This is a genomic window from Maritimimonas sp. 2405UD52-3 (assembly GCF_056591715.1).
Window position 1 is genome coordinate 283,130 of record NZ_JBWQOL010000001.1, and the last position, 25,313, is coordinate 308,442.

The following is a 25,313-nucleotide window of genomic DNA, read 5'->3' on the forward strand; positions in this document are numbered from 1 at the left end:
CATGCAGGACTTAACAATTGCGTTTATTCAATCTGAATTGGTTTGGGAAGATCCTGAGCAAAACAGGAAGAATTTTACTCAAAAGATAATGGCTATTTCTGAGACTGTTGATTTGATCATTTTACCTGAAATGTTCGCCACAGGTTTTACAATGCAACCTGAAAAAGTTGCTGAGTCTACTACAGGAGAAACGGTACAATGGATGCAACAGATTTCTAAAGCCAAGAATTGCACTGTTACAGGCAGTTTGGCTATTAAAGAAAATAACAGCTATTATAATAGGCTCTTTTTTGTAAAACCTGATAATACCATAGAAACCTATGATAAACGTCATTTATTTACTCTGGCAGGTGAAGACAAACCGTATACTCAAGGTCAGAATAAATTGATAGTGAACTATATGGGTTGGAAAATCTGTCCGTTGATTTGCTACGACCTGCGCTTTCCTGTTTGGTCTCGAAACACGGAAGAGTATGATCTATTAATTTATGTGGCTAACTGGCCAGAAAAGCGTGTTTCAGCCTGGGATGCCCTGTTAAAAGCAAGAGCTATTGAAAATATGAGCTATTGTGTTGGTATTAACAGGGTTGGCTTAGACGCGAATGATTACCAATATGTAGGCCATTCTGCAGTTTATGATTGCTTAGGTACACGAATTTCTAGTGATTTCTCAGGTCAAGAAAAAACGGAAATTACAACGCTAAGCGGTGAACATCTACAGCAAACAAGGAAGAAATTACAATTTTTGAATGATCAAGATTCTTTTGTAATTAGCTAAACCATTGATCCCAAGGAATTCTACTCAGTATTAATATTAGACCCAATCCATAAAACACAGCAATTGATTTAAATTTACCAGCATCTGTGATTTTCTTTTTATGTTTAGACCAGCCCACAGTGATTAATATAATTGCTAAAATCATGGCAATAGGATGCTCAATTGCCTGAAAACGTAAGGCGCTATTTTTCATAGTTTGGCCCATACCAGTTTCTTTCATGGTTTTGTACCATGGACTCATAAAATACCAACCTAAGCCTATTAATAATTGAATGTGTGTAATTATTAAAGCAAATAGCGATATTCTAAGATCTTTTTCTTTGAATTCTTTATTTTGGGTCAAACCAATAATAGCATTTACAACTGCAATTATCAATAGGGCAAGAACTATGTATGCCCAGTGCGAGTGAATTAATTTCATCATAACATGATTTGTTTAGAACCGCTTTATAAAAACGATAAAATCTAAACGCAAAAAAACCCCACAAATTGTGAGGCTTTAATATACAAAATTTTAAATGTTTAGAAATTGTACTTCATAGAAGCATTGAATGTTCTACCATTAGTAAGGAAGAAACCGAACGCATCAGCATTTTGAACTCTTACCTCATCAAATACATTGTAAACATTTCCTCTAAATGTCAATGATTGATTTCCTAGGTCAAAGTTATAAGTCAACCCTAGATCAGTTAATGAATAAGGTCTGTTAACAGGACCATCAAACGGAGGAATTACCCCTCTTGTATTTCTTAAATAATGACGAGCAACATAATCAATATTACCATCAATAGATAATCCTTTTACAATTTTAGCTTTTACACCTAAACCAGCATTAAACTGAGGAGCTTGAAATACTTTAATACCGTCAATATCTCTATCAGGAGTTGAAGAGATCAAAGTTCCATTATCATCGTTATACACATCAGTAGTAGTAGTACCTTTAAATTGCCAGTTACCAGAAGACAGATAACCTTTTAAGGTTAACCAACTAATAGCTCTATAGTCACCTTCAATTTCAATTCCATTATGAACCTGACGTACCCCTCTTTCAAAAATATTCTGATTGATATCATCAGTTTCATCATCTGGAGTTCCATTATCATCTACAGTAAAATCTGAAAGGACTCTATTATCCCAATCAGTATAATAACCATTAATGCGTACTCTCCATCCTTGCCCTTTGATATTGTACCCAATTTCTAAACCAGTGATATCTTCATTATCTACCTCTGGAGTAAAAAGCTCATTTGAGGTTCTGATATTTCTAAAGATATTATCTAAGAAAGGTTGTCTTGAATAATAACCACCATTAAAGAAGAATGTGTGCATATCATTCACAGTGTATGATAAACCTCCTTTTAAGTTATAACCTACTTTATTTAATTTATCAGACTTTCCTTGATTTTCCCATCTACCATCTCTTTGGTACGATTGGTTAGAAAGAGCACCTTGAAAGAAAGCACTAAACTTATCACTTGCATATTCTATTTGAGAGAATACCCCTTGATATGTTATGTCTTCAGAGTAGTCATAATCAATGCGCTGGTCTTCAGGGGCGAAATCAAATAATGAAGCCCATGGGTCTGGATCAAAAGTTTCAGTTACAATACCATCATCCCAGCGATCGTTGGCCCAACCAGTTGCACCATATAAATCTGTGATTTGTCTAAAGTGATCACCTCTATAGAGACGAATATCAGCACCTACATTCCAAGAAATCTTTTCAGTAAATGAAGTATTAAAGTTAGTAATTAATCCATACCATTGGTGATTGTTTACAGATGCTCTTCTCGCATAACTAGTATTACGTTCACCATCTCCGTTAGCAATACCGTCAGCGTCAGCTCGTGCCTGCGCTTCAATGGCAGCGTAATCTAATTGTCCAAATAAAGGTCCATCACCATCAGGATCAGCTGTTCTAATTCTACCTCTACCACGGTCACCGGTTCCTCCACCACGACCCCATGATGCATATAATACAGAAGATAAAGATGAATTATCGCTAATATTCCAGTCCCAGTTTAAATTAGCAACAGGCTTGTGATAATAATTTCTTCTTTCTGAATCAATTTCAGAAGTATATTGTCCATTCTGAAGATCTCCTGTATACCCCCAATGTTGATTAAATTTAGGATCTGCAGCATTTCTATCAGCATTTTGAGACCATTTATTACCATGGAACTGAGGAGCACCTGTAATCAAAAAGTTGAAACTATGCGTTTCATTTGGTTGATAGCCCACTGCAAAATAGTAGTTTTGACCTTGACCAAAAGTACCTCTTGCCCATTTTCTATGTGCTTGCCAGTGGTCTAATAATACTGAAAAAGCCCAACCTTTTTCATTCTGCCCCGTGTCATAGGCAAAAGTTACTTTTCCGTAACTATCGTTAGCTCCAAGAACTCTAAAGTAACCACCTTTTTCTCTATCAGCGGCTTTCATTACAATGTTTACTGTACCACCCACTGAAGAGATAGCTAATTTAGACGAACCTAAACCTCTTTGTACCTGAATAGCACTTGCAATATCAGAAATACCAGCCCAGTTAGACCAGAAAATTCTACCGTCTTCTTGAGAGTTTACAGGTTGACCATTTAATAATACAGCAGTATTTGTATCGTCAAAACCCCTTAAAGATAAAGCCCCATCACCAAAACCTGTTTGATTAGCTACAAACACTGAAGGTGTACTCTTAATTGCTTCAGGCAACTCAACGTTACCAACACCTTTAGCTTGAATTTCTTGAACACCAATTGTAGTTGCAGCAACTGGCGTCTGTCTATCCTCAGCAAGGTCAATAATACCCGTACCAATAATAACAACTTCATCTAAAGTGTTGTCTGATTGTAAGGTGACAGTTCCTAAATCTTTCGTTTCACCAGCAGCAACAGTATAATTTACTTGCTTGTCAGCATAACCAACAAAGGAAACCACAATAGTTCCTGAGCCTTCGGTTACGTTTAGTGAAAATTTACCGTTGAAATCGGTAGTTGTACCATTAGTTGTACCTTTCTCAATAACGTTCGCACCAGGAAGTGGACCGTCTTCAGCATTTACAGTACCTGTAATGGTTTGTGCATAAATGGCTGATGTCATAGCAAAAAACACCACCGCCATTATTAAAGTAATTTTCTTCATGCGTAAATTGAATTAGTTTATAATTTTACCGCGTCAAAAGTAGTAATTTACTTACAACTAACTTTAAGAAAACATTAACTTTTTTACAGAAGTAATTAAAAGCCTTTTGAGGTTTGATTATAGATTAACCCTCTGAAAGAAAATAAATTATATTAAGATAGTAGTTTATTAGCCATTTCCTTACCTAGCTCTACTCCAAATTGGTCAAAACTATAGATATTCCAAATATAACCCTGTACAAATGTTTTGTGCTCATAAATGGCGATGAGACTCCCTAGAGATTTAGGTGTTAGTTTATCAATTAAAATAGTATTTGAAGGTCTATTGCCTTCAAATACCTTAAAAGGTAATAATGTGTTAATGGCGTCAAGCTTTCCGACTACTTTTAATTCTAAATGCGCTTGTTCTTTAGTTCTTCCTTGGCAAAGGGCATCTGATTGCGCATAAAAATTAGCCATTAACTTTTTATGATGCTCTTTATTACCATGAAGCGATTGAGTAAAACCAATAAAATCTACAGGAATGAGCTTGGTTCCCTGGTGTACCAGTTGCATAAATGCATGCTGCACATTAGTTCCAGTATTTCCCCAAATAATGTTTCCTGTTTGATATTCTACATTTTCTCCATTTCTATCAACGGATTTCCCATTACTTTCCATGGATAATTGCTGTAAGTAAGGAACTAGCTGGGTTAAATATTGTGAATAAGGAATTACAACTTCACTCTCTGATCCAAAAAAGTTATTATACCAAATGCTAAGCAAAGCTAGGACTATTGGAATGTTTTTATCAAAATCAGCCGTTTTAAAATGCTCATCAATCTCATAGGCTCCTTCTAGGAATTCTTGAAATTGATCATAGCCTAATGCTAGACAGATTGATAAGCCAACAGAACTCCACATAGAGTAGCGTCCTCCTACCCAATCCCACATGGTAAAAATATTTTTAGGGTCAATACCAAAAGCTTTTACCTTTTCAAGATTTGTGGAGACAGCTACAAAATTATGTTTGATATCCTCCTCTGAAGCTGACTGCAAAAACCATTTTTTCACAGTGGTTGCATTAGTTAATGTTTCTTGAGTAGTAAAAGTTTTAGAAACAATAATGAAAAGCGTAGTTTCAGGGTCTAATTTTTTTAAGGTTTCAGAAACATGATCGCCATCAATATTAGAAATGAAATGGGCATTTAACTCATTTTGATAATAGGGCAAGGCGTCTACTACCATTCTTGGCCCAAGATCAGAGCCACCAATACCAATATTTACAATATCAGTAATTGCTTTACCCGAATAACCTTTAAATTCTCCGGATATTACTTTTTCAGAAAAAGACTTCATTTTTTGAAGTGATTTTTCAACTTCAGGCATTACATTTTCACCTTCTACATAAACCGCAATATCAGATTGATTTCTTAAAGCGGTATGAAGGACCGCTCTATTTTCAGTGGCATTGATTTTTTCTCCAGAAAATAATTGTGAAATCCCATCTTTTAGATCAACCTCGTTGGCAAGATCAACAAGAAGTTCCAGAGTTCGTTCATTAATTCTATTTTTGGAAAAATCTAATTGAATAGCACCACTTTTTACGGAGAATTTATCCTTACGATCTTCATCTTTGAGAAATAAAGATTGCATGTTGATAGATTTAATCTCATTAAAATGATCAGTTAATGATCGCCAAGCTTTTGTGTTGGTAGGGTTTATTGATTTCAGGGCCATATGAACAAAATTGTTTTGCCAAAATTAAGATAAAAAGGGCACGAAAAATGAAGTCAGCAAAAAATTAATTTACGATAACGTTATCGTTAAATGTAATTATTCAAGAGGCATGTCATCTTCTGGAACTGTAGCCAAAGCTGAAGGTTCTTCTTCTAAAGTAAGTAAATCTAATTGTTGCTTTATAGGAGAAATAAACTGAAAATATTGATCTTTTAATGCCTCTTTTATAGGCTCTGCCGAAGGCAATTTTTGTTTGAATGGATCAACTTGTGAACCATTTTTCCAGAAACGATAACATACATGAGGCCCGGCAGTCGACCCTGTCATGCCTACAGTGCCGATAACATCGCCTTGTTTTACATAGTCGCCTCGTTTTACCAGACGCTTTCGCATATGCAAATATTGTGTACTGTAGGTAGAATTATGCTTTACCTTCACATAATTACCATTACCACCTCTTCTAGCGGATTCTACTACAGTTCCATTCGCTGTGCTTAGAATAGGAGTACCAATAGGTGCTGCAAAATCTGTACCCCTGTGAGGCTTCACGCGACCATAATACCTGATATATCTTTTTAAATTATATCGAGAGGAAATCCTGCTGAATTTTAAAGGTGCTTTTAAAAATTGCTTCCTTAGATTTACAGCTTTTTCATCATAAAAATCAGAAATGTTTTTCGTTGAATCAGTAACATAATTAAAGCCATAAATAGGTGTATTCTTATGTTCAAAATATGCAGCTTTTACATCACCAATACCTACATAAGTAGTGTCATCTACAAATTTTTCTTCATAAATAATCTTAAAATTATCACCTTTTTGTAAGTGAAAGAAGTCTACAGTCCATGCGTATATATCCGAAAGCTCATTTACAATATTATAATCTAACCCTTTATCACTTATAGCTTCAGAAAGTGTAGTTTCAATCTTTCCGGTAGCTGATTTAATAACTGTTTGAATTTCTTTTTTGTGATTTTGAGCCATGATAGAATCTCTAAAATCAATCACCACATATTCTGTTTTTCTAGGTTTGTAAATGAAAACCTGAGCCTTTTCAGTGGTGTCTTTAGAAGCTAAAATAGTATATGGTTTTCCGGCTCTTAGACGTCTCACATCAAAAGAGTCTTTAATTATCTCGGCAATCTTATATACTTCTGGTGAAGCTACATGGTTTCTGTCCATTATTTCTCCAAAACTTTCACCACTGCGAATGGTATCTTCAAGAACCTTGAAATTATTTAAAGTATAACCGTATTTTTTTTTAATCTTGGGTTTGATGACCTCAGCTTTCAGGGGAGCTTTTTCTACTTCTTTTTTACATGAAAAGAAGACAAATAAAAGCAGTAGGGGGAATAGTCGCCTCACAATTATTTGAATATTAGGGATAGAGTTGCGGCAAAGCTACTATTTTAAATGTAAATCTAAAAACAGGTGATTGTTAAAATATAACAGGGAAAGAATTAGCAAGCCCTTTGAACCCATCTAAATCAGCTCTTAATGAACCTACTGCCAGAGATGCCTTTACCCTTAATGGAATTTTATTTTTATCTGCACTTACCCAAACGGTTAAACTTTCACTTTCTTTAAAAACACGACCAGATTGTACCATAGGCCTAAATTTTAAAGAAGCTACTTTACCAAATTTGGTTTTGATGGTTTCTTTACCCAAAAAACGTAATCTAAAATTATAATTTTCCTCATCAAAAAACATAGTCAGAGCAATTTCGTTGCCAACTTTTAAATTGCTGAGATCCTTGTTTCTCATATAATATAAGGTTGAAACCATATCTTGAACCCCCTTTTTTGTACTAAAGTATTTTTCGGTTTTACGCTTATGATTTTTGACCAACGCCTTTTGATTAGGTTGATCAAAAAAGATCTCTTTGTTCTTCTTATACCCACCCTCATCTATTTTTCTAATGAAATGATAGGGTAGGATGTTGTCCTTATAAAAATAAGACTGGTAGTCATCTTTCACTTTAAAAAACCAACTGATGACACCAGTAGTTTTACCTTTACCTACAACATGGAATGCTTCTTGCCCTTTATGCCTTGCATTTTTTATTTGCAATGTCGCATTACCGGCATTTAAAAAATTGCTGTAGCTAATTCTAAATTTTAACCATTCCCCCTTTTTAAATGCGGGTACTTCAGATTGCGCTGAAGCCCCAATCGTTATTAATGATAGTATAAATATGAATAATACCCTTTTCATAATTTTCCCTTTTAAAATAGGAAATACAATTACTGTTCCAAAAATAAAAAACTCCTTTAAAGCATCGCTTTGAAAGGAATTTAAATTTATGTGATTAATTTCGTTTATTGTCTTTGATAAACTGTTGTATAGGTACCCTCCTCATCCGTTTCTGTAACACGGAATGTATTCTGATCTACGAAAATAACATTAACTGTGGTTGAAAAATCATCAGAGGAAGTAACAGTATAAGTACTATTGCTGTTCTTTAACCAAACTCCATCTATAACTTCCACTAAAACGCAGTTTTCTTGACCATCCTCTTCATAATCCTCAATAGTAAATGTAAAGTCAGATTTGAATTCTAAAATACCTTGTGAAGAGCAATCAAGTTCAATTTCTTGATCATTTTCAAATTCCTGTATAATTTTCCATTCACCTATTAATAGGTCAGCACTTGGAGAGTCATCATCACTACTACAAGAAGTAAAAAATAAGGATACTGACACAAATAAAAATAAGATTAATTTTTTCATAATTAGGTAGACGTTTTTTGATTTAACATAAAAATTCAAATATAATAGTTATGATAATATTTCGTAGGATGTCAAATTTGTAATACCCCAATTTTCTAGTTCTTTTTCAGACCATAAATAGGGGAAGAAGATTCTTTTTTGGAATTTAGGATGCATATACTTACCCCATTCACTGCCACCGGTTGAATCTTCACCGCCAATATATTTTATGGCTGTACGATAATGTGCCATCACCCATTTTACATTTACGGTATAATCGTAATGTCGCATGGCATTTTTTAGAGTTATATTTTCCTGATCTTTTTGAGGTAAAGATTTAAACTTGGTATATAAATTAACCGTATTATACTCCTGCATGGTTCTCAAAAACAGGTCTTTGTACTTTTCTTCAAATTGTTCAATTAGAAAAGTTTTTTTACCGGTCTTATGGTCTTTTCCTGCCGCTTGCCAGTATAAATGCTCAAAAGCGTGCTCAAAAGGTGTATCTCTATCAATAGAAGCTCTAAACCTATAATCAATTAAATTAATTAATTCAGTAGAGCAGAACTCAATGAGCCGGTATTGGGCGCTTTGAAATCCACTAGCTGGAGTCAGCGTATCTCTAAATTTCACATACTGCTCTAAATCCATACCCTCAGTCATAATATTAAATGACTCGGTAAGCATATCAAAATAACGACTGATACGCTTTAAGCGTGAAACGAAGAAATCAGTAGTAAGATTCTCGTTATATGATACCTGGCGGATTTCCCACAAGATCATTTTAAAAATTAGTTCATTGATTTGATGATACATAATAAACACCATCTCATCTGGATGAACAGTACGTTGTACTTGAAGATTCAATAATGCATCTGTTTGAATATAATCCCAATAAGTAATGGGTTTACTTTGCAATAAACCATCTAGATGTGTGTCGAGGTCTTGGCCTATGGCATCATATTTTTCTTTAAGAAGGCCAATACGTTTTTCAATTTCTTTATCCATCAATGGGAGAATTTATCGAACAAATATAGAAGAAAAACAAAGCTTATTTGTGATTTATTAACTCTATTTGCAAAGCTTTTTTTGAAGAAGAAGTTATTTTAAAACGATTATCTATTCGCCTTCCAACTATCCAAATGATTTTATCATCTGAGCAGAGTAACCATGTTGCTTCTTTTTCTAATAACGATAACTTTTCATCTTTAAAATACTTGCTTACTTTCTTCTTTCCCTGCATGCCTAAAGGATAAAAATAGTCACCTTCTTGCCATTTTCTAAGAACTAACGGGAAGTTAAGTTTGTCTAAATCTACAAAAATACTATGATCGTTTAGCGATAACTTAAATGAATTGTCTATTGATTTAAAACGTAAACTAAAATCATTCGTTTTAAGAATAGATTGTTCTTCTTCAATTAATAATGAAGTATTATTTTGATTGACGTGAATTTTGGATAATAATAAATAATCTCTATCCTTTAACAATCTATGCGTTTGACTAAATACTTGTTTCCCTGATTGACTTTCTAAAAGGTTGGTTACGTCTGTCCATTCACTAAAACCATAATCTTTCAATAATTCAAACAAATAAACTTTAGGATTTGGCAATTCTTTGACCTTTTGAATATCTATTTTAATAAGATTTTTCTCTTCATTGAAAAAGACATTTTTTTTAAGTTCAGAAACAGTGTTATTTATTATTTCTTGACTTTGTTGTAAATGTTGTAGGGTTTTTTGAAAAGAACCCTCAAAACCAGGGTTTAATTCTTTGAACAAAGGAATAATTTTATGCCTGATTTTATTTCGCACATATTTCGTTTCTTTATTGGACGCATCTTCACGCCACTTAAGACTATTTTGCTTTGCATAGTGTTCAATTTCAAGTTTTGAAAATGTTAGCAAAGGTCGGATGATATTATTGTTTGTTTCAGGAATTCCAATAAGTCCTTTTAAGCCAGTACCACGAGAGAAATTAATCAAAAAAGTTTCAATACTATCATCTAAATGATGGGCAGTAGCAATATAACTCAGGTTATGCTGCTCACAAATTTTTTGAAACCAATCATATCTAAGTTCACGTGCTGCCATTTGAGTGGATAATTTGTTTTTTTTGGCATATTCACTGGTGTCAAAAGAAAGAGTATAGGTTTTCAGTGATAATTCTTTTCCCAGCTCTTTAACAAAAACTTCGTCTGCATCGCTCTCTTTTCCGCGTAAGTGAAAGTTGCAATGTGCAAGTTCAATTTGATAACCAGATTCTTTCAGCAAGTAAGTAAGGGCTACACTATCAATCCCTCCGGAAATAGCAACAAGTAGTCTCTTATCTTTTAGAAAAGGAAATTTTGAATTAATATGTTTTTGAAATGTGTGTAACATCAAGACAAAGGTAAAATAATTCAATTGGCATTTTGAATGTAGAACGAATCTAAGAGAGAGGCTAAAGATTAATTGCGCACATCTAGAGCATCACGCAAGGCATTGCCAATTAGCATAAAAGCCATTACTAAACTCATAATTGCAAGACCTGGAATGACTGCCAAGTATGCCTTTCCCAGAATAATATAACTATAATGATCTTTGATCATCGCACCCCATGAAGGTGTTGGAGGTTGAGCACCTATACCCAGAAAACTAAGTCCACTTTCAATTAAGATAGCTGCAGCAAAATTAGCTGCTGAAATCACAATTACCGGAGCCATTATATTGGGTAAAATGTGCTTAAAAATGATACGCATATCTGAAAAACCTAAAGCTTTTGCCGCTTCTACATACTGCTGTTCTTTAGCACTAATAATTTGACCTCTTACTACTCTGGCAACTTCTACCCACATGGTTAAACCTACAGCAACAAAAACCTGCCAAAATCCTTTTCCTAAAGCCAGGGTAATAGCAATAACTAATAAAAGCGTAGGAATTGACCAGGTTATATTAATAATCCACATAATAAAAGTGTCTACTTTTCCACCATAATAACCAGCGATTCCACCAATAGTAATACCAATAACCAATGAAATGAAAACAGCTATAAAACCAATAAAAAACGAAATACGAGCACCAATGAGCATCCTACTTAATAAATCTCTTCCATACTTGTCTGTGCCGAGAATAAACTTTTTTGTTGAAACGTAATCCTTAGGGTTATTCTTAAATAAATTCAAGGAGTAACTTTTTATCTGCTGTATATTTTCACTATCAGAATAGGGTCTAATTTCTAAGCTATTGCCAGTTATTTGATAGTTTGAAATGGGAATTTCTGTTGAGGTATTTTGTTTACCCAACAAGAGTGTTTTCAGCCAATATTGTGTTTGAGTTTCCTCAGAAGGAATGGTCAGCATTTGAACTTCAAATCCTGGTTTTTTAGAATGAATTTCTAAATGCATCTGATTGGCATTGCTTGTCTTATCAGGAGAGAAGACATAGGCAAAAATTGCAACAATACCACAAAGAGCAATATATATTAAACTAATGAGCCCTGAACGATTCTTTTTGAATCTCTTCAGGGCTAATTGTGTAAGTGAATTTGACACTAGTATGTAAGTACTTTAGTTCTTAACTAGCGTTTGATATTTTTTTACTTTTAATTCAGAAAGCACATTTAAACCTTCCTCAACATAAATATCTTTGCTTAAATTTTTATGCCAAACTTCACGCTTTTTAGCCAGAACAGAGTCTTGCTCAATCAACGGAAGTTCATACTTAGGAGATTTAAATGTCAAATTATTTGAGTACTCATAAATAGGTTTGAATTCTTTACTTTCAGTCTCTCTTTTTTCTATATCCTTTGCATATTCCTCAAAGTTAAGAGATACAACATCATCTTCACGACCTTCTTTTAGCCACTTAGCATTTTTATCAATTAAGATGAAATGAGAGTTCGTACCTATACGCTTTTTGCTGTTATTTACCACCTGATCAAAATTCTCGTACCTATCCCAAGTCTTGTAATTAGCTCTTTCAATTTTATCCCATGCTAATGGGTTTTCTTCGTCACGCTCACCTATTTCTAAATAGGTATACCTGGTTGGCATAGCAACATCAGACACCACACCTTTTAACTGAGTAGAACCTCCATCAATTCTATAGAATTTTTGAATTGTCATTTTTAAAGCGCCTAAATCCTTGTCATATTTATGATAGTTATTCAACGGTAATAAATTTTGAACGGTGCCCTTACCAAAGGTTTGCTTACTACCAATAATAACTGCTCTATTATAGTCTTGCATAGCCGCTGCAAAGATCTCTGAAGCAGAAGCTGATAGTTCATTTACAAGAATTACTAATGGTTTGTTCCATCTAATTTTAAAGTCTTTGTCTTTTCTGATCTTTGGTTTACTTTGTCTGTACTTCACTTGAACAATAGGGCCTTCTTCAATAAATAGTCCGGCAATGGCAATGGCAGTTTCTAAAGATCCTCCACCATTATTTCTTAAGTCAATTAATAGACCTTCAACATTTTCTTGCTCCATTCGCTGGATTTCTCTAGCCATGTCTGTTGCAGAATTTCTAAAATTCTTTTGACTGAAGTCTATATAGAATTTTGGAAGATTAATGACTCCAAATTTTCGTTTGTCTTTTTCAACAACGCTTGTCTTTGCAAAGGTTTCTTCAAGCTCTACAATGTCTCTTATAATTGAAATAATTTGAGTAGAGCCGTCAATCTTCTTAACAGTTAAACGAACTTCGGTTCCCTTTTTCCCTTTTATGAATTCTATAGCATCGTCTAAGCGCATACCAACAATATCAAGGGGTTCACCATCTGCCTGAGCCACTTTTAAAATAACATCACCAACTTCCAATTCACCGCCTCTCCATGCAGGCCCGCCAGAAATTAATTCTGCAACAGTAGTATAATCTTCTTTTTTCTGCAATCTTGCTCCAATGCCTTCTAACTTACCAGACATCTCTACGTCAAAGCGTTTTTTGTTTCTTGGCGCAAAATAGGTTGAATGCGGATCAAAATTTCCAGAAATACTATTCACAAAAACTGAAAACCAATCAGTATCGTCTAGGTCATCCATAAAATTGAAGAAATCAGCTGTACTTTTCTTGGTTGCTTCTCTAGCTTCTTCTTCAAGTACTTTCATTGATTTTATTTCATAAGAAGCGTCTTCTTTCTTTTTATCCTCTTCAATCTCTAGTTTATTATGTAAACGAGAAATGGTATTTAGTTTTAACTGTTTTTTCCAGTTACGCATCAACTCAACTTTATTCTTAGCAAAGGCTTTATTTTCATAATCAATATTGATCTCTTCATCTTTTTCAAAGTCAAATGGATACTTCAATATTTCAGGATAGAAATTTCTAGCCTCACGCAAACGTTTGGCATATCTTGAGTAGACCATATTGTAAAAAGTAAGGTCTTCATTTTTTATTTGGTCGTCAATTTTATCTTTAAAAAATAAAAATTGGTTGATATCTTCTTGCGTAAAGAAACGTTTGGTAGGATCTAATCCTTGAATAAAATCGTCAAAAACACGTTCTGAAAATTCATCATTAATATCTTGAGGTTCATAATGCCCTTGAGTTAAGGCATATCGCACAAGACCCATGAGTATTTTGTCTTTTTCAGGATCAAAATTTCTTTTGATATTAAAACTCAATAGAACTCCTGCTAATAGCACCAACGGTACTATAATCTTATAATTTTTTTTCATAAACGTTTCTAATCTTTTCACTTAAATCTATCTACTGAACTACTAAAATAGTGCCATTTCTTCAATATACTGGCTATTTAACAGTTTTTTTGTATATCCCTTTAAAAAGTTGCTGAACCTTTTCGTTCTTTTTATTCAACACATCCCAAGTTTGAGTAACAGTGCCATCTTTGTTATTTTCCCAAGTGATTTGGTTGTAAAACTCTCCTTTGTCATTGGATTGTAAATCACTTTTTAACACCATCTTATTGTCAATATAACTACCTTTTAACGTTAAACTGAAGCCAGAATTGTCCACCCATACCTGATTCCATGTTTTTTCTTTAGAATTATAATAATTATAGCTGGTACCTCTATTCTTTCCTGATGATGTCCATTGTTCTTTGAGTACACAATTGTCATATTCTTTGGTAATTAGATTTTTCCCCACAATTTTTCCATCAACATCGTATACCATCCAGTCACCTAACCAAAAATCAAATGAATTATAATTGTCAGTACAACATGGGCAGGAATTCTTTGAAGCATCTTGTGCAAATGCACTGAAAACAAAAGATAAAAATCCTAGAAAAAGGAGAATTTTTCGCATAAATGTAGGGATTAAAGGCAGGTAAAAATACTGATTTTCAAATGGTATTTGTCCTAATGAAATGTTAAACCAAAATTGCTTTGCTTCCACTAAAAAAATGGTAGTTTTGTTACTTTAATAAAATTCTATGGCTGACAAACCTTTAATTCTGGTTACTAATGATGATGGAATTACCGCTCCTGGTATTAGAACTCTTATCTCTGTAATGAATGAAATTGGTGATGTGGTAGTTGTGGCTCCGGATAGCCCACAGAGTGGTATGGGTCACGCTATCACTGTAAATGATGTGTTACATTGCAATCCTTTGAATGTAGATGATGGTCCTCAACTAGAATATAGCTGCTCTGGCACCCCTGCTGATTGTGTGAAAATGGCAGTGAATGAGATTCTAAATAGAAAGCCTGACCTATGTGTTTCTGGAATTAACCATGGCTCTAACTCTTCTATTAATGTTATTTATTCTGGAACAATGAGCGCAGCTGTAGAAGCCGGTATAGAAGGCGTTCCTGCTATTGGGTTTTCATTATTAGACTACAATTTGAATGCTAATTTTAGACCCGCAAAAGAGTTTGTAAAGCGAATCACATTAAGTGTTTTAGAGAACAAATTACCCGAAAGTGTAGTGTTGAATGTTAATATTCCAAGGCTAAAAAAAGATGAAATTAAAGGCATTAAAATATGTCGTCAAGCCTATGGTCTTTGGAAAGAGGATTTTGACAAAAGAACCAATCCGCTTGGTCAAGATTACTACTGGTTGAGTGGTAAATTTGTAAACCTTGACCATGGTGAAGATACTGATGAATGGGCATTGGCCAATGGCTATATTTCTGTGGTGCCCGTTCAATTTGACTTAACGGCACATCATTATATTCAAAAATTAAACAACTGGGATCTGTAATGCGAAAGGAAATTTTAATAGGAATATTAGTTGGCTTGGCCGCCACCGCTTGTGGTTTTTATTTATATGTTGAGTTTGCATTGGATGGAACTTTTAATGAAGCTTTAAGCGTGATAAAGCAAAAGAAATTACTAGGAATGGTATTGAGTATTGCTGCTATACCAAATCTTGCGGCTTTTTTTCTGTTTATAAAGAAGCGACAAGATTACAGAGCCAGAGGTGTTTTGATTGCTACTTTTTTTACTGCTTTTTTGATTTTGATTGCCCAGTTTTTATAACAGATGAAGTACTATATCCTTGCCGGAGAAGCTTCTGGTGACCTTCATGGTTCTAATCTGATGAAGGCTTTACAACAACAGGATGCAAAGTCAGATTTCAGGTATTGGGGAGGTGATTTGATGCAACAAGTAGGTGGAGAACTTGTTACTCACTACAAGGAACGTGCGTTTATGGGGTTTGCAGAAGTCATAATGAATCTACGCAAGATATTCGGACTCATTTCCTTTTGTAAAAAAGATATTGCACAATGCAAGCCTGATGTGATTATTTTCATTGATAACTCTGGGTTTAACTTACGAATTGCCAAATGGGCGAAAAAATCAGGATTTAGAACGAACTATTATATCTCACCACAAGTATGGGCTTCGCGAGCCGGAAGAGTTGAAGCGATAAAACGAGATATTGATCAGATGTACGTGATCTTACCATTTGAAAAAGATTTCTACAAGAAGTATAATTATAATGTGAACTTTGTAGGTCATCCTTTATTAGACGCTATTGCAGATAAGCCTCAGGCAGGCGAGCAAACGATTAGGAAGGAATATGAATTGGGCGATAAACCCATTATAGCACTGCTACCGGGAAGTAGAAAACAGGAGATCACAAAGATGCTATCAGTAATGCTTCAAATGGTTGCAAAATTTGAAGAGTATCAATTTGTAATTGCAGGCGCACCAAGCCAAAACTATGAGTTTTATAAACAGTTTATTAAAGATACAGATGTAAAGTTTGTAGATAACAAAACCTATGATTTGCTATCAATAAGTCATGCTGCACTGGTTACCTCAGGAACTGCTACTTTAGAAACAGCGTTGTTTAAAGTTCCTCAAGTAGTATGTTATAAGGGTAGTGCTATTTCGTATCATATTGCCAAGAGAATTATCACATTAGATTATATTTCTTTGGTGAATTTAATTATGGATAAAGAAGTAGTAACTGAACTCATTCAAAATGATTTTAACAGTAAACGATTAAAAGAAGAACTTGCCAAAATATTAGATCAGAAACATAGAAGCCAGCTTTTTGAAGATTATAATGAACTTGAGCAGAAATTAGGAGGAAAAGGAGCAAGTGCAATAGCGGCAAAGCTGATTTACGAATCTATTTCTTAGATACTTACCTAATCCAAAGGTTAGGCGCTTAGAACTAACAACGTTCTAAGCTTTAATTTTCAACTAAATATTTCTTTCTAAACATAACAACAAGAATACCCATACGCAAAAGCATCCAAACGGTAAAGGCAATCCAAATACCATGCAATTTCAGATTAAAATAATCACCTATTAGAAGTACAGGAATAAACCCTAGAAAGGTGGCAACTAACAAAGTGTTACGCAATGTAACTGCTTCTGCTAATCCTTTAAATAGGCCATCAAACACAAAGGCAATAGCGTTAAGTGGTTGCATGAGAATAACAATCCAAAAAATGGCATAGAAAGAGTTTAAAACAAGATTATCCTGAGTAAAAAGTTGTCCAATAGGAAGATAAAAGATGAAACAAACAGCTCCTAAAATAATAGCTATAACTACGGCATATTTGGTAAGGTCTATACTCAGTAACCATAAATTTTTATAATCACGTTCACCTAGAAGCCTTCCAGAAATTATGTTACCAACACTGGAATAGCCATCAATAAAGAAGGCAAAGAAGAGCCATATTTGAAACGCAATAGTCTGCGCGGCTATATTATGATCACCATATTTTGTAGCATAGGCATTGGCAAAATAGAGCGCAATATTGAGCGCAGCAGCTCTGATAAATAGATTAAAACTAAGACTGATTAATCGTTTTATTTCTTTATTAAAAGGGAGTTTTAACTTAAGGGTAAAAGGAGTTTTTTGTAGCATCAATACTAAAGCAATAATGGCCATAACTCCTTGGGAGATAACACTAGCATACGCCGCTCCTTGGATATGCATGGCTGGAATAATATCTTTTATACCAAAGACAAGCGCAAAGTCTAAACCAATATTTAAAGTAGTACCAATAATGCTGATCACCATGGGCCAAAAGGTGTTTTGCATACCTCTAAACACGCCAAAAACAGAAAAGGTAAATAAAGTTAGAGGTAAACCAATAGCCCTAATTTTATAATAATCTGTTGCATAATTTAAGATTAACCCTTCTGCATTATAGAGCCTAAAAATACCTTCAACAAATAGAATAGTAATACCATAGATAAGAATACTTAGCACAACATTTATGGTAATGATCTGAGCAGGTAATGTTTTTACTTCTTCAAGTCGTTTGGCGCCTAAATATTGAGCAATAATTGCTGAGATAGCCGATCTAGTTTGAGCGAGTATCCAGAATAAAGCAGATAAAAAAGACCCGGCAATACCAACTGCGGCCAACGACTCTACTGGGTTTAATTCTACATTTCCCACAATAGCAGTATCAGTAATTGAAAGCAGCGGTTCTGCAATACCAGAAATAATTGCCGGAATGGCTAATTGATTTATTTGCTTAAATGAAATTTTTGATTTCAAATAAAGGTGCTTCTTTAAGCAAACGAATTTCGTAAATACAGATGGGATAAAAAAAGAAAGTCTCAATGACATGAGAAGCATTGAGACCTTAATTTAATAACTCTAAATTTTATCAGTAACTATGGGAACTCCTACATAACCATAGCACCAAATAGTTTTTGAATACTTCAAATGTAAGGGATGAACGCATTCAAAGGAGATGAAAACAACGATTCTAAAAGTTTTCCTAACAAATGGTTTGGTTTTTCAAACAAACGGTAATTGAAGGCCTTGAATACATAAAATGACTATTTTTAACTTAATGAAGCCATTTCAATATATTCCTTTACAGCTAACAATAAGTCTGGTTATCGGTATTATTATTGGATATTTTTTCAATATTGAAATAAAAGTAATCAGTACTATAGTTGGTTTTACCTTCTTATTGCTAATTGGGGCATACGTGATTTCAAAAAAGAAATCACAGAAGAGCTTTTTATTTATTGGTTTTACATATCTAACTTTTTGTTTGATAGGATTGGCATTGATGTCATTAAAGAATGAACGGAATTATAAGGACCACTATTCTCATTTTTCTTTAAGCGAACAACCAATTAATTTGGGATTAAGAATTAAGAAAGTCTTAAAACCGAACGATTATTATGATAAATATGTTGCCGAAGTGTTTCAAGCAGATTCATTTGAGGTTAAAGGTAAGTTGCTTATTAATTTTAAAAATAACTCTATTTATAAACAATTAAGAGTTGATGATTTTATTGTAACAAAAACTGAATTAGTAGAAATCAATGAGCCTAAAAACCCATATCAATTTGACTATAAAAAGTACTTAGAGAAACAGCAAATCTATCATCAAACTTACATTGGTCAAGAAGATGTTCTTAAGTTGGATAAGCGCGAGGTAAGCCTAAAAGGAATAGCACATCAATTTAGAGAGAACGCAAATAAGGCATTGAAGAATAACGGATTTTCTGGTGATGAGCTAGCCATTATCAATGCATTGCTGTTAGGGCAACGTCAGGAAATATCAAAAGACCTTTTAGACAACTATGCAAAAGCTGGAGCAATACACATATTAGCCATTTCTGGCTTACATGTTGGTATAATTTTGTTATTACTAAACTTTTTATTTAGGCCTATTGAACGGATCAAAAATGGAAGATATATCAAGCTGGCATTGGTTGTTATTTTATTATGGTGTTTTGCAATTATAGCAGGTTTGTCAGCTTCAGTAGTGAGGGCTGTCACTATGTTTACCGCTGTTGCCATAGGTCTTGCTGTGAAAAGAAAGAATGGTGTGTTTAAGAACTTGATCATTTCAATGTTCTTTTTACTACTATTCTATCCATATTACCTTTTTGAAGTCGGATTTCAATTGAGCTATTTAGCTGTATTTTTTATTGTTTGGCTACAACCTATCTTGTATAGTATTTGGAAACCTAAATTAAAACTTGTTGATTGTTTTTGGCAACTGTTTACAGTTTCAATAGCTGCTCAAATAGGCGTGCTCCCTTTGAGTCTGTATTATTTTCATCAGTTTCCAGCCTTATTCTTTGTGGCAAACTTGATTATTGTTCCAGCTCTTGGGCTTATCCTAGGAATGGGAATCGTCACTATTCTATTATCGTTATCTCAGCTACTACCCCTGTTTTTTGCTGACATTTTTGAAAAAGTAATTGCAATGATGAACAATATAATCGACTGGATAGCTCAACAAGAATCATTTTTATTTCAAGAGATTTCTTTTTCAATTGCATTAGTAGTTATTAGCTATATGGTGATTATCACTTTTTTTAAATTTTTTGAACATAAAGATGTCAAAAGATTAAGTTTTATGCTGATAAGTATTTCATTATTGCTTTCTGTTTTTCTTTATGAAAAATTTACATTGAACAGTAAAAGAGAGCTCATCATTTTTAATAAAAACAAGGAAACGTTGATTGGAATAAAAGAAAGAAATACTTTGAACTTATTCTCATCTGTAGATTCAGTAAATATTAGCATTTATACACCATATAAAATTGCTAACAGGATAAATACAGTACAAACAAACTCAATTCAAAATGTTTACCAGTTTAATGATCGAAAACTTATGATTATAGACAGTTTAGGAGTCTATCAAAATATTAAGAAAATAAAACCAGAGGTCTTGCTATTAAGTCATTCTCCTAAAATAAATTTAGATAGGTTATTGAACCTCTACCAACCTCAAAAAATTGTTGCGGACGCATCCAATTACAAAAGTTATGTCAAAAAATGGAAAGAATCCTGTAATAATAGAAACATTAAATTTCATTATACATATGAAGATGGCGCATGTATAGAAAGCTGGTAAGGAGTTAGAATTTGTTCTTTAGCACAAGATAAACAAGATGCTATCGTTACATAGTAAAGCCATTAAATTTGTGTAGCTTTGTGCGACTATAAAAAAGAGATACTTTCATGAAGATAATTGTACCTATGGCGGGCATTGGCTCGCGTTTAAGGCCACATACATTAACAGTGCCTAAACCATTGACTTTAATTGCTGGAAAGCCAATCGTACAGCGTTTGGTTGAGGATATTGTAAAGGTATTGAATCAAGATGTAGAAGAGATTGCTTTTGTTATTGGCCCTACTTTTCCTAAGGACACAGAAGAGAAATTATTGAATATTGCCTCAAGTTTGGGTGCAAAAGGTGTAGTTACTGTTCAGGAAACTGCATTAGGAACTGCTCATGCTATTCAGTGCGCTAAACAATCACTAGAAGGACCTTGTGTAGTGGCATTTGCAGATACCTTGTTTAAAGCTGATTTTACATTGAATGCTGACGCGGATGGCGCTATTTGGGTAAGGCAGGTTGAAAACCCAAGTGCTTATGGAGTTATCAAATTAAATGACGGTATAATCACTGATTTTGTTGAAAAGCCGACAGAATTTGTATCTGATTTAGCCATCATTGGTATTTATTACTTCAAGAATGGTGCTATACTAAGAGATGAGATACAGTATTTGTTAGATAATGATATCAAAGAGAAAGGCGAATATCAGCTAACCAATGCCTTAGAGAATATGAAGCAAAAGGGCATGCAATTTGTTCCTGGTAGAGTAGATGAATGGATGGATTGTGGAAACAAGGAGATTACTGTTGAAACGAATGGTAGGATTTTAAAGTTTGCGCATGCAGAAGGTCAAAACTTAGTTTCTGACTCTGTAATGTTAGAGAATTCAGAAATAATTCAACCTTGTTATATAGGCGAAAATGTAAAACTTGTTAATACAACTGTTGGCCCCCATGTTTCTATTGGAGATAATAGCACAATAGAGAACTCAACTATTAAAAATTCTATGATCCAAACAAATACAACTGTTAAAAATGCAAAGCTAGACAATGCAATGATAGGTAATAACGTTGTATATAATGGTAATTATACTTCTGTGAGTATAGGTGATTACTCTCAATTGGTTTAGAACAATGTTTGGGCGAATTATATATCTGTTATTTTTCTGTGTTTCCTTTATGGGATTTTCACAGAATGATTCGCTTGTACAAGCCTATGCTACTCAAAAGAATATAAAAGAACTTCAGGAAGAGCAACGGCTCTTAAATTTTGAGAAGAATTTTTTTAAAGCATTAAGTCAGAGGGCGATCGGTAATTATGATAAAGCTATTATGGCTTTAGACATCTGCCAATCTATAAAGCCAGATGATGTAGCAGTTAATTTTGAATTGTCAAAAAACTACTACGCTTTAGAAAAAAGCTTTGAAGCTACCTCTTATGTTAAAAAAGCGCTGATTGCAGAACCTCAAAATATCTTCATGTTGCAGCATTTAAAGGATATTTTAGTAACGGAAAGAAAATATCGAGAAGCTTTAGGTGTTCAACAGCAAATAGTTGCCCAAAACCCAATATATCAAGAAGATTTGATTATACTTTATATCAGAAATAATCAGATTGAAGAGGCTAGAAACTTATTGATTGAACTTGAAGAAAAAGGAATGCTCACAGAAAACCTAGTACCCTTCAAGCAATCACTTATGCCATCATCTAACAAGACAGGAAAAGTTGCAAAAACAGGTAAGCCAGTAAGTAAACAGACATTGGTTGAGTTAAGAGCTTCATTTAAAGAAAAAAAGACTTTTCAATTACTGAGTGAAATACTAATCAAAGAGTTTAAAGAAGAAGATTACCTTTCCTTGGAAAAGCATGGAGAACAAGGTATAGAACTATTTCCTGCACAACCCTTAGTTTATTTAATGTACGCAAAAGCATTAAATAAGTTAAAGAAATATGACAAAGCGGTCACTATTTTACAAAATGGTATAGATTATGTTATTGATGATTATATTATAGAAGCTGAGTTTTATGACCAATTGAGTTTATCTTATAAAGGTTTGGGGCAAAACATTCAAGCTTCTAAATATTATAAACAGGCGGCACAGGCCAGAGAAAAAGAATCACAATAAAATGATTAGAAAAATTACATATCTATTTATAGTCATTCTTTTCGCGGTATCTTGTAAGTCAAAGAAAGTAATCACAGATTCAACAATTAAAGCTATGTCAGCCAATAAGGTGATCAAAAATCATTATGCCAATAATTTTGATAAAGAAACCCTGACGGCAAGAATGCGAATCAAATATAAAGGGAAGAATGAGTTGCCAGGGGTTACAGCTTCATTGCGCATTAAAAAAGACAATACCATTTGGATAAGCTTATCTAAACTTGGATTTCCTATCGGCAAGGCTTTAATAACTAATAATAAAGTAAGTTATTACGAAAAAATCAATAAGACATATTTTGAAGGCGATTTTAGTTTGCTCAGTAGATGGTTAGGTGCAGACCTTAATTTTGAGAAAGTTCAGAATTTGTTATTAGGCCAGGCAATTCTTAATCTAAAAAATGAGAAATATGAAGTTGATTTAAAAGAGCGTGATTTTGAATTAACACCAAGGAAATCAGATGAATTTTTTGATTTTTTGTTTAGTATAAGCGGAGACCACTTTAAAGTTAATAGACAGCAAGTAACACAACTAGATAACGATACTACGTTGCAGGTTGATTATAAAAACTATGAAACAATAGAAGGGGAAACCTTTCCAAAGACCTTACGTATTGCTGCCCTTGATGGTAAATACAATACTACAATTGATGTTGATTACCGAACGGTGGAGTTCAATAAATCAGTAAATTTTCCTTTTGCTATTCCTGCTGGATATAAAGAAATCAAGCTAAAATGAGTTTCTTTTTAAGAAAAAAAATATTTTTGCATACATGAAGCTTCGATTGATTCTCTTCATGCTACTATCGCTAGCAGTTTCGTTCTCGTCTTTTGCTCAAACTAAAAAGGAGCTTGAGCGTAAGCGTAAACGTCTCCAAAAAGAGATGAAAGAAATTAATAATCTTCTATTTAAATCTAAACAACAAGAAGAAGCTTTATTATCTGAATTGGGCGATTTGAATAAAAAAATTGCCACGCGTTCAAGATTAATTAGAACCCTTGACCAAGAAGAGAAAAAGCTCACCTTAGAAATCACAGAAAATGAACTTAAGATAGTTGAACTTGAAACATCTTTAAAAAAATTACAAGATGAATATGCCAATATGATTGTACACTCTTACAAAACTAAGGCAAAACAAAACAATCTAATGTTCTTGCTTTCTTCTAAGAGTTTTGCGCAAGCATATAAGCGAATGCAGTATATCAAACAGTACAATAGTTATAGGAAATCACAAGGTGAGCAAATTAAGAAAAGACATCAACAAATAGCAACTCTCAATGACTCATTGACTAATAAAAAAGATGAAAAAGTATTACTCTTAGCCTTGCATACAAAAGAACAAGACAGCGTTAAGAGAGAAAAGAACTCACAAGAGCGTATGGTTCGGAGAGTTAAAGACAAAGAAAAGAAGTATATAGCTAGGGTACAACGGATTCAGAAACAAGAAAATGCCTTAAATAGGCAAATTGAAAAATTGATAGCTGAAGAAATTGCCAGATCTAAAAAGAAAAACACAAAATCACGTACATCGGGCATTGCCATGACACCTGAAGAAAAGCTAATAAGTAACGATTTTGTAGCGAATAAAGGTCGTTTACCCTGGCCCACAGAACGCGGAATTATTGTAAGAAAGTATGGCAAGCAAAAGCACCCTACACTAGCTGGAATTACTATTCAGAGTCATGGTTTGCATGTTGCTACAGAAGAAAATGCAAAGGCTCGCTCTATTTTTAAAGGCAAAGTATTAGCAATTCAGTTGCAGCCTGGTAGAAAGAAGATGGTTCTGGTTCAACATGGGAACTACATTTCTGTATATAAGAACCTCAAAAATGTAGTAGTAAAAAGAGGTCAAATATTAAAAACCAAACAAGAAATTGGTACCGTTCATACAGATGCTGTTACAGGGAAAACTATTCTAGAGTTTGGATTGTTTAAAAATACCAGTAAGCAAAATCCAGAACCTTGGATCAGTAGAGGCGGTGCAGTGGCATTAGCGAGTAAATAAAGCTCTTAATTCTGTAGCTTCGCTAGGGTTCATTCTACCCGATAAGACCAGACTCAATTGTTTTCTTCGCAAAGCACTATCATAGCGATCTTTTTCTAATTCAGTTTCCGGTTCTATAGCAGGAACTTTTACGGGTGTTCCGGTTCTATCTACGGCAACAAAAGTATAAATACCTTCATTTACCTTGGTTTTTTGCCCACTTTCACGGTCTTCTGTCCATACATCGGCATATACTTCCATTGAAGAAGAAAAAGCCCTTGATACTTTAGCTTCTACAATAACAACGCTACCAACTGGCACAGCCTTGTTAAATGCTACATGATTTACAGAAGCAGTAACTACAATGCGCTTAGAATGTCTTCTGGCAGCTATACTACAGGCTCTATCCATCCGTGCTAATAACTCACCTCCAAATAAATTGTTGATAGGGTTGGTTTCACTTGGCAAAACCAAATCGGTCATTACAGTTAAAGATTCTTTTGGCGTTTTTGCCTTCATAAAATAGATGTGTTTTTCGCTTTCGCGGAATGAAATAATTGGTCAAAAAATCGGGACAAAGATAGTTAAATCTAA

At 33.9% G+C, this 25,313-nt stretch carries 22 protein-coding genes; 9 read left to right on the forward strand and 13 right to left on the reverse strand.

Features of this window, described 5'->3' with window-relative positions; all coding sequences use genetic code 11:
• Window position 1: 1 nt before the first annotated feature.
• On the forward strand, window positions 2-778 hold the full coding sequence (locus AC1EU5_RS01305; RefSeq protein WP_480190536.1) for an amidohydrolase: 777 nt from the start codon (window positions 2-4) through the stop codon (window positions 776-778).
• Here the strand turns inward: AC1EU5_RS01305 and AC1EU5_RS01310 are convergent.
• From AC1EU5_RS01310 to AC1EU5_RS01360, 11 genes are all read right to left on the reverse strand, one after another.
• A complete protein-coding gene (locus AC1EU5_RS01310) occupies window positions 771-1,202 on the reverse strand; it encodes a hypothetical protein (RefSeq protein ID WP_480190537.1) in 432 nt (143 codons plus the stop codon). The genes AC1EU5_RS01305 and AC1EU5_RS01310 overlap by 8 nt on opposite strands.
• 98 nt (window positions 1,203-1,300) lie before the next feature.
• Window positions 1,301-3,913: a TonB-dependent receptor gene (locus tag AC1EU5_RS01315; RefSeq protein WP_480190538.1), complete on the reverse strand. Its 2,613-nt coding sequence runs from the start codon at window positions 3,911-3,913 to the stop codon at window positions 1,301-1,303.
• Window positions 3,914-4,065: 152 nt separating this feature from the next.
• Window positions 4,066-5,631 (reverse strand): glucose-6-phosphate isomerase, encoded by a 1,566-nt coding sequence (pgi, locus tag AC1EU5_RS01320; protein WP_480190539.1) that lies wholly within the window; start codon window positions 5,629-5,631, stop codon window positions 4,066-4,068.
• A gap of 96 nt (window positions 5,632-5,727) precedes the next feature.
• A complete protein-coding gene (locus AC1EU5_RS01325; protein WP_480190540.1) occupies window positions 5,728-6,996 on the reverse strand; it encodes a peptidoglycan DD-metalloendopeptidase family protein in 1,269 nt (422 codons plus the stop codon).
• A gap of 73 nt (window positions 6,997-7,069) precedes the next feature.
• Entirely contained in the window at window positions 7,070-7,846 is a 777-nt protein-coding gene (locus tag AC1EU5_RS01330) for a DUF3108 domain-containing protein (protein WP_480190541.1), read from the reverse strand.
• Between the two features lie 104 nt (window positions 7,847-7,950).
• Window positions 7,951-8,361 (reverse strand): lipocalin-like domain-containing protein, encoded by a 411-nt coding sequence (locus tag AC1EU5_RS01335; RefSeq protein ID WP_480190542.1) that lies wholly within the window; start codon window positions 8,359-8,361, stop codon window positions 7,951-7,953.
• Between the two features lie 48 nt (window positions 8,362-8,409).
• The gene (locus AC1EU5_RS01340) at window positions 8,410-9,348 is read right to left on the reverse strand and encodes a tryptophan 2,3-dioxygenase family protein (protein ID WP_480190543.1); all 939 of its coding nucleotides are present in this window, start codon (window positions 9,346-9,348) and stop codon (window positions 8,410-8,412) included.
• Between the two features lie 43 nt (window positions 9,349-9,391).
• A complete protein-coding gene (gene tilS, locus AC1EU5_RS01345; protein WP_480190544.1) occupies window positions 9,392-10,720 on the reverse strand; it encodes a tRNA lysidine(34) synthetase TilS in 1,329 nt (442 codons plus the stop codon).
• 68 nt (window positions 10,721-10,788) lie between these two features.
• On the reverse strand, window positions 10,789-11,877 hold the full coding sequence (locus AC1EU5_RS01350) for an ABC transporter permease (RefSeq protein WP_480191082.1): 1,089 nt from the start codon (window positions 11,875-11,877) through the stop codon (window positions 10,789-10,791).
• A gap of 9 nt (window positions 11,878-11,886) precedes the next feature.
• On the reverse strand, window positions 11,887-13,998 hold the full coding sequence (locus tag AC1EU5_RS01355; protein ID WP_480190545.1) for a carboxy terminal-processing peptidase: 2,112 nt from the start codon (window positions 13,996-13,998) through the stop codon (window positions 11,887-11,889).
• 73 nt (window positions 13,999-14,071) lie between these two features.
• Complete coding sequence (locus AC1EU5_RS01360) at window positions 14,072-14,587, reverse strand: hypothetical protein (protein ID WP_480190546.1); 516 nt, start codon at window positions 14,585-14,587, stop codon at window positions 14,072-14,074.
• Window positions 14,588-14,714: 127 nt separating this feature from the next.
• On the opposite strand from AC1EU5_RS01360, the gene surE reads away from it, so the two are divergent.
• From surE to lpxB, 3 genes are read left to right on the forward strand one after another with little or no spacing between them, the layout of a single operon-like run.
• The gene (gene surE, locus AC1EU5_RS01365; RefSeq protein ID WP_480190547.1) at window positions 14,715-15,485 is read left to right on the forward strand and encodes a 5'/3'-nucleotidase SurE; all 771 of its coding nucleotides are present in this window, start codon (window positions 14,715-14,717) and stop codon (window positions 15,483-15,485) included.
• The gene (locus AC1EU5_RS01370; RefSeq protein ID WP_480190548.1) at window positions 15,485-15,763 is read left to right on the forward strand and encodes a hypothetical protein; all 279 of its coding nucleotides are present in this window, start codon (window positions 15,485-15,487) and stop codon (window positions 15,761-15,763) included. Before surE ends, AC1EU5_RS01370 begins: the two co-directional genes overlap by 1 nt.
• A 3-nt stretch (window positions 15,764-15,766) precedes the next feature.
• A complete protein-coding gene (gene lpxB / locus AC1EU5_RS01375) occupies window positions 15,767-16,876 on the forward strand; it encodes a lipid-A-disaccharide synthase (RefSeq protein WP_480190549.1) in 1,110 nt (369 codons plus the stop codon).
• 52 nt (window positions 16,877-16,928) lie between these two features.
• On the opposite strand, the gene AC1EU5_RS01380 is transcribed toward lpxB, so the two are convergent.
• The gene (locus AC1EU5_RS01380) at window positions 16,929-18,254 is read right to left on the reverse strand and encodes an MATE family efflux transporter (RefSeq protein WP_480190550.1); all 1,326 of its coding nucleotides are present in this window, start codon (window positions 18,252-18,254) and stop codon (window positions 16,929-16,931) included.
• 301 nt (window positions 18,255-18,555) lie between these two features.
• Here AC1EU5_RS01380 and AC1EU5_RS01385 point away from each other — a divergent pair, with 301 nt between their 5' ends.
• From AC1EU5_RS01385 to AC1EU5_RS01405, 5 genes are all read left to right on the forward strand, one after another.
• Window positions 18,556-20,586 carry a ComEC/Rec2 family competence protein gene (locus AC1EU5_RS01385; protein ID WP_480190551.1) on the forward strand — a complete coding sequence of 677 codons (2,031 nt, stop codon included), beginning with the start codon at window positions 18,556-18,558 and terminating at the stop codon, window positions 20,584-20,586.
• Between the two features lie 107 nt (window positions 20,587-20,693).
• Entirely contained in the window at window positions 20,694-21,701 is a 1,008-nt protein-coding gene (locus AC1EU5_RS01390; RefSeq protein WP_480190552.1) for a sugar nucleotidyltransferase, read from the forward strand.
• Window positions 21,702-21,750: 49 nt separating this feature from the next.
• Window positions 21,751-22,698 (forward strand): tetratricopeptide repeat protein, encoded by a 948-nt coding sequence (locus AC1EU5_RS01395; protein ID WP_480190553.1) that lies wholly within the window; start codon window positions 21,751-21,753, stop codon window positions 22,696-22,698.
• A gap of 1 nt (window position 22,699) precedes the next feature.
• Entirely contained in the window at window positions 22,700-23,473 is a 774-nt protein-coding gene (lolB1, locus tag AC1EU5_RS01400) for a lipoprotein insertase outer membrane protein LolB1 (protein ID WP_480190554.1), read from the forward strand.
• Window positions 23,474-23,507: 34 nt separating this feature from the next.
• A complete protein-coding gene (locus tag AC1EU5_RS01405; protein ID WP_480190555.1) occupies window positions 23,508-24,740 on the forward strand; it encodes a murein hydrolase activator EnvC family protein in 1,233 nt (410 codons plus the stop codon).
• Here the strand turns inward: AC1EU5_RS01405 and AC1EU5_RS01410 are convergent.
• Window positions 24,726-25,238, reverse strand: coding sequence for an acyl-CoA thioesterase (locus AC1EU5_RS01410; RefSeq protein WP_480190556.1), 513 nt, complete (start codon window positions 25,236-25,238; stop codon window positions 24,726-24,728). The genes AC1EU5_RS01405 and AC1EU5_RS01410 overlap by 15 nt on opposite strands.
• Window positions 25,239-25,313 lie beyond the last annotated feature (75 nt).